5 protein-coding genes are annotated in these 4,518 nt (G+C 77.0%); 3 read left to right on the forward strand and 2 right to left on the reverse strand.

What is annotated here, in order from left to right:
• Nucleotides 1–202 (forward strand): nitronate monooxygenase (locus PAI11_RS10270; protein ID WP_040599727.1); only part of this gene is annotated, 202 nt, incomplete at its 5' end.
• Between the two features lie 13 nt (nt 203–215).
• Here PAI11_RS10270 and PAI11_RS10275 read toward each other — a convergent pair.
• Nucleotides 216–1,403 (reverse strand): S1C family serine protease, encoded by a 1,188-nt coding sequence (locus PAI11_RS10275; protein WP_007573994.1) that lies wholly within the window; start codon nt 1,401–1,403, stop codon nt 216–218.
• Between the two features lie 270 nt (nt 1,404–1,673).
• Nucleotides 1,674–2,339 (reverse strand): TetR family transcriptional regulator, encoded by a 666-nt coding sequence (locus PAI11_RS10280; protein WP_007573996.1) that lies wholly within the window; start codon nt 2,337–2,339, stop codon nt 1,674–1,676.
• Nucleotides 2,340–2,447: 108 nt separating this feature from the next.
• On the opposite strand from PAI11_RS10280, the gene PAI11_RS10285 reads away from it, so the two are divergent.
• Together PAI11_RS10285 and PAI11_RS10290 are read left to right on the forward strand one after the other, a co-directional pair.
• On the forward strand, nt 2,448–3,950 hold the full coding sequence (locus PAI11_RS10285) for an AlkA N-terminal domain-containing protein (protein WP_050897195.1): 1,503 nt from the start codon (nt 2,448–2,450) through the stop codon (nt 3,948–3,950).
• On the forward strand, nt 3,947–4,498 hold the full coding sequence (locus PAI11_RS10290) for a methylated-DNA--[protein]-cysteine S-methyltransferase (protein ID WP_040599729.1): 552 nt from the start codon (nt 3,947–3,949) through the stop codon (nt 4,496–4,498). The genes PAI11_RS10285 and PAI11_RS10290 overlap by 4 nt, the downstream gene beginning before the upstream one ends.
• Nucleotides 4,499–4,518: the final 20 nt, after the last annotated feature.

Here is a 4,518-nt window from a genome sequence, read left to right on the forward strand (position 1 = left end):
GGTGGCCTACCCCGAGATCCACCACGTCAGCGCGCCGCTGCGGGCCGCCGCACGCGCGGGCGGCGACGCCGACGCCGTGAACCTGTGGGCGGGGCAGGCCTACGCCCTGGCTCGCGAGCGGCCGGCGGCCGCGCTGGTCGCCGAGCTGGCGAACGAGACGCGCGCGGCGCTGGCCGCGGCGTCACGTCGCGCCGGGGCCTGAGCGCCGCCGGAGATCAGGGAACGAGGCCGTAGGGCAGGCCGCTTCCCGAGCCGCCCGAGCCGTCGCCCGGCTGACCGCCGCTGCCCTGCTGGGTCGCGCCCTGGGTCGTCCCGGCAGGCCGCTCGGCGAGCGTGACCTTGGCGGTCCGCTCGTCGCCGTCGCGCCGGTAGTGGACGGTCACCCGATCGCCGGGCCGGTGGGCGTCGACGGCGGTGCCCAGCGACGCGGCGTCGCCGACCTTCGCGTCGTCGATCGCGGTCACGACGTCGCCGCGGCGCAGGCCGCCGTCGGCCGCGGGCCCGCCGGAGGGGACGGCGGCCAGCGTGGCGCCGGCCGTCGAGGAACCGCCCTGGCCGTCGGCGGTGCTGACCCCCAGGTAGGCGTGGGTCGCCTTGCCGCTGGCGCGCAGCTGCTCGACGACCCGCGCGACGGTCGACGACGGGACCGCGAAGCCGACGCCGGTGTTGCCGCCTTCGCCGCCGGAGCCGCTCGAGCTGGTCGCGATCTGCGAGTTGACGCCGACGACTCGCCCCTGCGAGTCCAGCAGCGGGCCGCCCGAGTTGCCGGGGTTGAGCGCGGCGTCGGTCTGCAGCACGTCGTTGATCGCGTAGCCGTTGGGCGACTGGATGCTGCGGTGCAGGGCCGAGATCACGCCGGTGGTCAGGGTCCGGTCGAGCCCGTAGGGATTGCCGATCGCGTAGGTCGGGTCGCCGACCTGGATCGTGGTCGAGTCGCCGAGGGCGAGGGTCGGCAGCTGGGCGCCGCCGGTGTCGACCTTCAGCAGCGCGATGTCGGTCGAGGCGTCGACGCCGACGACCTTCGCGGTGGCCTCCTTGCGATCGCCGATCTTGACGGTGACCTCGTCGGCGCCGTCGATCACGTGCTCGTTGGTGACGACGTAGCCGTCGGCCGAGATCACGAAGCCCGACCCGGTCGCGGTGCCCGCCGAGCCGCCGCCGCGCGAGGAGGCGGCGGTGACGTAGGCGATCGCGTCCTTGCTGCGCTGGTAGATCTGGCGAGCCGAGAGCGCGCCGCCGCTGGTGTCGGCCACCGGCCGGCTGTCGGCCGCCGCGGCCGCGGCCTGGGTGACGGTGGTCGTGTGGCCGCCCGGCGCGATCGCGCCGACGAGCACCGCGCCGCCGGTGCCGCCGGCCACGGCGGCGCTGCAGAGGACGATCAGGGAGCGGGAGGGACGCGGCATGGATCCCACCCTGTCGCGCGCGGCTGACCGGTCCCCCAACGGCGCCGAAGACCTTTCCCAACGCCGCCGAAGGGCTTCCCCAACGCCGGTGAAGGGACGTCGAAGGGCGGCGCACGGCGAGCGGCCCACCGGGGCGGCGTCGTCTCCCCGGCGACGCCGTCCCGGTGGGCCGCCGGCCCGCCGTCGCGGTCCCTGGAAAGATACCGACGGGACGGTCTGTTTTGCAAGTGGCCGAGAGCGACCGGCCCGCGGGCGACCCCGAGAGGGCGCTCAGCCGCCGAAGCGGGTGATCTGGGCCTGCAGCTCCGGCCCGGCCATCCGCCGCAGCCGCTCGCGCGTGTGGACCCAGCGACGCTCGGCGGCCTCGCCGCTGATCGCCGTCGCCTCGTTGATCAGGGCCAGGCCGCGGATCGCCGACATCGCGACGTTGAGGTCGTAGACCAGCTCGCCCAGCGGCGCCCCGTCGTCGCCCAGCAGCTCGGCGACGGCCTCGAACAGCGACTCGTTGACGGCCTTCTCGACCTCGGTGATGTGCTCGAGCAACCCGGGATCGGTGCGGCCGGCGACCCACAGCTCGAGCACCGCCTTGAAGAGCGGCCCCTGGTGGCTCTCCCAGAGCACGTCGAGGATCGCGTCGAAGGGGTCGGGCGCGCTGCCGATCGAGGCGAGCTCCTGGACCGCCTCGGCCGTCCGCCGGCGGGCCAGGTGACGGACCGCCTCGGCCACCAGTGACGCCTTGGTCGGGAAGTGGTGGACCTGGGCCCCGCGCGAGACGCCGGCCCGCTCGACGATCTTGGTGGTCGTCGTCCCCGTGTAGCCGTAGTCGACGAGGCAGTCGATCGTGGCGTCGAGCAGCGCCGCCTGCGTGGTGGCGCGGCGCTCCTCCTGCGTGCGGCGGGTGCGGGGCCGACCGGGCTCCGGGCGCGGGGTGCTCACCGCGCCAACCCTAGCTCCGCCGTCGGCGCGTGGCCCGGGCGGCGGCCGGGCGTGGACGTCCGATTCCCGCCGGTCCAGGGCGGCGCGGCGTGGCACCATCGGTGCTCGATGCACGGCGTGGCGACCATCGACGACCAGGACTTCGAGCAGCGCTACGCCGCCGTCCACAGCCGCGACCGGCGGTTCGACGGCCGCTTCGTGACCGCGGTCTCGACGACCGGCATCTACTGCCGGCCCTCGTGCCCGGCCGTCACTCCGCGTCGTGTCAACGTCAGCTTCTACCCGACCGCGGCCGCCGCTCAGCAGGCCGGATTCCGCGCCTGCCTGCGCTGCCGTCCCGAGGCCAGCCCGGGATCGCCGGAGTGGGACGTGCGGGCCGACGTCGCCGGCCGCGCGATGCGCCTGATCGGCGACGGCGTCGTCGACCGCGAGGGCGTCGGCGGCCTCGCGGCACGGCTCGGCTACTCCGAGCGCCACCTCAACCGGCTGCTCGTCGACGAGCTCGGGGCGGGACCGCTGGCGCTCGCCAGGTCGCAGCGGGCCCGGACCGCGGGGCTGCTGATCGAGTCGACGGCGATGCCGTTCACCGACATCGCCTTCGCGTCCGGGTTCGGCAGCCTGCGGCAGTTCAACGACACGATCCGCGACGTCTTCGGGCGCACGCCGACCGAGCTGCGCCGTCGCGCCGGGGCCGGCGACGCGCTGCCGGGGACGGTGACGGTGCGACTCGGCCGCCGCGAGCCGTTCGCCTGGGACGCGCTGCTGGGGTTCTTCGAGCGGCGGGCGGTCCCCGGGCTGGAGCGGCGCCACGGCGACGTCCTCGAGCGGACGCTGGCGCTGCCGCGCGGTCCCGGCGTCTGCGCCCTCCGCGACGACGGCGCGGCGGTCCTCTGCACGCTGCGGCTGGCCGACCTCCGCGACCTCGCCGCCGCCGTCGCCCGCTGCCGGCGGCTGCTCGACCTCGACGCCGACCCGGTCGCCGTCGACGGCCACCTGGCCGCCGACCCGGTCCTGGCGCCGCTGGTCGCCGCGACTCCGGGCAGACGGCTGCCGCAGACCGTCGACGGCTTCGAGCTGGCGCTGCGGACGGTCGTCGGCCAGCAGGTCTCGGTCGCCGGGGCGCGGACGATCGTCGGCCGGCTGGTGGCCGAGCACGGCGTCGCGGTCGGCGAGCTCGCCGCCGGCGACGACGCGGCGAGCCGCCTCTTCCCCGCGCCGGCGGTGATCGCCGAGCTGCCCGACGAGCGGCTGCCGATGCCGCGGGCACGTGCGCGGGCGGTGCGGGCGCTGGCCGCCGCGGTCGCCGGCGGCGACCTCGATCTCGACGGCGGCGACGAGCGGGAGCGCGTGCGCGAGCAGCTGCTGGCGCTGCCGGGGATCGGGCCGTGGACGGTCGACTACGTGGCCGCGCGCGCCCTCGGCGATCCCGACAGCATCCCGCTGACCGACCTCGGCATCGTCCAGGGCGCCGCCGCGCTGGCGATGCCGGCCGACCCGCGAGCGCTCGCCGCGCGGGCGGCCTCGTGGTCGCCGTGGCGCGCCTACGCGGCCCAGCACGTCTGGTCGGCGGCTCCGGAGCCGCGGCGGGCATCGCGCGGGAAGGCGGCGTGAGCCGGCTCTTCCACGCCCGGATCGCGACCGCCCTGGGGCCGGTCGCGGTGCTCGTCGACGCCGCCGGCGCCGTCCACGCGAGCGGCTTCACCGACGATCGCGACGCGCTCCTGCAGCGTCTCGGCGCGGCGGCGGGCGCCGTGACGGTCGTCGACGTCGAGGGCGACGCGGCGCTCGCCTCCGGCGCCCCGACCGGCGTCGCGCTGCGGGCGGTGGCGGAGTACGCGGACGGCGACCTGGCCGCGCTCGACACCGTGCGGGTGGCCCAGGATCCCGATCCGGAGCGGCCGGTCGCGATCCTGCGGCGGTTCCTGCGGGCGGTGCCGGCGGGGGAGACCCGGACCTACGCGGCGCTGGCCGCCGAGGCCGGCCGCCCGCGGGCCCCGCGCGTCGCCGGCCTGGCCTGCAGCAGCAACGCGGCGGCCCCGTTCGTCCCCTGTCACCGGGTCCTGCGTGGCGACGGCTCGCTGGGCGGCTACCGCTGGGGCCTCGGCGTCAAGCGGCGGCTGCTGGCCCACGAGGGCGCGGCCGTGGCCGGCGGGCGCTGAGGAGCGGGCAGGCGGCGGTC

The organism is Patulibacter medicamentivorans (assembly GCF_000240225.1).
In the GTDB taxonomy this organism is placed as follows: domain Bacteria; phylum Actinomycetota; class Thermoleophilia; order Solirubrobacterales; family Solirubrobacteraceae; genus Patulibacter; species Patulibacter medicamentivorans.